3 protein-coding genes are annotated in these 3,124 nt (G+C 69.9%); all 3 read left to right on the top strand.

The annotated features are described in order from the left end of the window. Positions 1 to 316, top strand: a 316-nt coding sequence (locus tag BN11_RS17295) for a DUF4192 family protein (protein WP_162213277.1), incomplete at its 5' end; no start/stop codon positions are given. Between the two features lie 179 nt (positions 317 to 495). Next, positions 496 to 885: a universal stress protein gene (locus BN11_RS17290; protein ID WP_048699564.1), complete on the top strand. Its 390-nt coding sequence runs from the start codon at positions 496 to 498 to the stop codon at positions 883 to 885. 290 nt (positions 886 to 1,175) lie between these two features. Next, complete coding sequence (locus BN11_RS17285; RefSeq protein WP_048701843.1) at positions 1,176 to 2,903, top strand: RNA polymerase sigma factor; 1,728 nt, start codon at positions 1,176 to 1,178, stop codon at positions 2,901 to 2,903. Positions 2,904 to 3,124 lie beyond the last annotated feature (221 nt).

The raw sequence follows: 3,124 nt of genomic DNA, 5'->3' as shown, positions 1-3,124 counted from the left end.
CCGGCACGTGGAAGGCGGCGAGCAGCCGCCCTGGCACGGACCGGACCTGCAGCGGGCCCGGTTGCGCGAGGTCCTCGAGCGCATCCTCACCGTCGCGCGCCTGGCCCCCGCCCCCATCGCCGCCGGGCCGTATGCCGTCGCCGCCATCCTGGCCGGCCGGCTCGGCGAGGGATTGGTGTGCACCGGCGCCATCGAGCACGCGTTGGAGGCCGACCCCGATCACGTGCTCGCCAACATCATGGCCGACATGGTTGCCGCAGGTCACGTGCCCGGCCGGCCACCCGGCACGGTGGTTCAGGACAGCGGAGCGGCGTGATCTCGGCGGGCACGCGGCGAGCGTCAGGGGACCACCGGCGCCTCCTGCGGCACCCCTGCCCCGCCCGTACCTCGCCTTCGGCGGTGATCGGGTGTGAACTGCGGCGCGAGTCGCGCGTGAGGGTGCGCGATCTCGGGTAGTTTTGGGGGCAACGGCCGCGAACTCAAGGAGGAGCCGCAGTGGCGATCGTCGTTGGATATGTCCCCACCAAGGAAGGGCGGGCCGCGCTGACGCGCGCCGCCGAGGAATGCAAGTTGCGAGGGACCTCGCTCGTCGTCGTGAACTCCGCTCGCGGTGGCCGCGACATGGTCGATCCAGAGCAGCGCGACGGACTGGACAACCTGGCCTCCGACCTCAAGGCGGACGGCGTCGAGGTCGAAGTGCGCTCGCCCGTGCGCGGCCTCGAGCCGGCGGAGGACCTCATCGCGATCGCGGAGGAGATCAACGCCGACTTCATCGTCATCGGCCTGCGGCGCCGCACGCCCGTCGGCAAGCTGATCCTCGGCTCCAACGCCCAGCGGATCCTGCTCGATTCACCCTGCCCGGTCCTGGCCGTGAAGGCGGACTGACCAGCCGACGCGGGCAGGCCCGGCACCCGGCCGGACGGCGTGGCAGCGCGAGCCACCCTGGCACGGCACGAAATCCAGGGTGGGAATAACGCTGTGCGGCCTGGCGCTTTATAATGTCGATGTCGATGTCGACGTGCGCACCTCGGGCCAACTGCGCAAGGCATAACAGGCCCGCTGTCCGACACGGTCCACGCGACGCCTGTCACCAGACAACCACCCCCTTAAGAGTCGCTTCGTCACGCCCTGACGAGGCGACTCGATCTACCCCGTGAAAGGGTCCCGTGCCGCTCGTGCCCCGTTCCGTAGCGCCAGCTGCCGAGTTGCCCCGTGAGTTCAGCCATACGGCGCTGCAGGACCTGGTCCGGCTCGGACATACAGCGGGCGCGATCTCGGCGAACCAGCTCGTCGCGGCCATGACCGCGGCCAGCGTCACCGAACGCCGGCGCAAAGCCGTCGTCCGGGCGATCGAAGAACAAGGAATCGAGGTCGTACTCGACATGCCCACCACCGCCAAGACCACCAAGACCACCAAGGCAGCCAAGGCACCAGCGAAGTCCGCGGCGAAGAGCGCCCCGACCAAGCGCGCGGCCAAGAACGAACCCGCGGACGAGGCGGTCGAGACGACCTCGGATGCGACGAGTGCGGCCAAGCCGGCCCGCAAGACCGCTGCCAAGGCCGCCGCCAAGGCTCCGGCGAAGACTGCCGCGAAGGCCGCCGCCAAGACGACCACAGCCAAGACGACCGCGAAGAAGGCCAGCGCGAAGACGGCCACTGAGACGACGGCCACTGAGAAGACGGCCACTGAGAAGACGGCCCCGGGCGACGCCGCCGACGTCGCTGAGCAGCCCGAAGGCGAGGAGGCCCTGGCTGACGACGCCGACACCGCCGAGCCCGAGGACCTCGAGGATGCCGAAGAACCCGACGTCGAGGCCGACGCCGAGGCCGAGGGGGAGGCGCCGGGGTCCGCGGACACCCAGGACGGCGAGGAGGCGGACGGCGAGGCCGCTCCCGCCGCGGCCGGCGAGGACGACCAGGACGAGAGCGCCGGCTTCGTCATCCGGGACGACGACGAGGACGATGCGCCCGCCCAGCAGGTCGTCACCGCCGGGGCGACCGCAGATCCGGTCAAGGACTATCTGAAGCAGATCGGCAAGGTCGCCCTCCTCAACGCCGAGCAGGAGGTCGAACTGGCCAAGCGCATCGAGGCCGGCCTGTTCGCCGAGGAGCGCCTGAACTCCGGCGAGATCGCCGACCAGAAGCTCAAGCGCGAACTGTGGTGGATCGCCCAGGACGGCAAGAGGGCCAAGAACCACCTGCTCGAGGCGAACCTGCGACTGGTGGTCTCGCTCGCCAAGCGCTACACCGGCCGCGGCATGCTCTTCCTCGATCTGATCCAGGAGGGCAACCTCGGACTGATCCGGGCGGTCGAGAAGTTCGACTACACCAAGGGTTACAAGTTCTCGACCTACGCGACCTGGTGGATTCGGCAGGCCATCACGCGCGCCATGGCCGACCAGGCGCGCACTATCCGCATCCCGGTGCACATGGTCGAGGTCATCAACAAGCTGGCCCGGGTCCAGCGGCAGATGCTGCAGGACCTCGGCCGCGAGCCCACGCCGGAGGAGCTGGCCCGCGAGCTCGACATGACGCCCGAGAAGGTCGTGGAGGTGCAGAAGTACGGCCGCGAGCCCATCTCCTTGCACACCCCGCTCGGTGAGGACGGCGACTCCGAGTTCGGTGACCTCATCGAGGACTCCGAGGCGGTCGTCCCGGCCGATGCCGTCAGCTTCACCCTGCTGCAGGAGCAGCTGCATTCCGTCCTGGACACCTTGTCCGAGCGGGAGGCCGGCGTCGTCGCCATGCGTTTCGGCCTGACCGACGGCCAGCCCAAGACGCTGGACGAGATCGGCAAGGTCTACGGCGTCACCCGCGAGCGGATCCGCCAGATCGAGTCCAAGACGATGAGCAAACTGCGTCACCCCAGCCGCAGTCAGGTGCTGCGCGACTACCTGGACTGACCCCGAGGCGCTCGCCGCTCGGGCGGCCCTGTTTCCGGTCCCACCGCGAAGGGAACGCGGCTACTCGTCGCCGCGGTGGCGCAGCTCGTCGCCGAGGCGGGCGGGCAGGTTCGTCACCCGCTGCACCAGCGAGCGGACGGCGGCCCGGCCGGCATACGGCAGCAGGCGGGCGCGCAGGCGCACGCTGGGGCTGCGGCTCGCGTCGACGCTCTCGAAAACAC

The sequence above is a fragment of the Nostocoides australiense Ben110 genome, from assembly GCF_001050535.1.
In the GTDB taxonomy this organism is placed as follows: Bacteria; Actinomycetota; Actinomycetes; order Actinomycetales; family Dermatophilaceae; genus Nostocoides_A; species Nostocoides_A australiense.
This window is presented reverse-complemented; position numbering and strand designations above follow the sequence as displayed.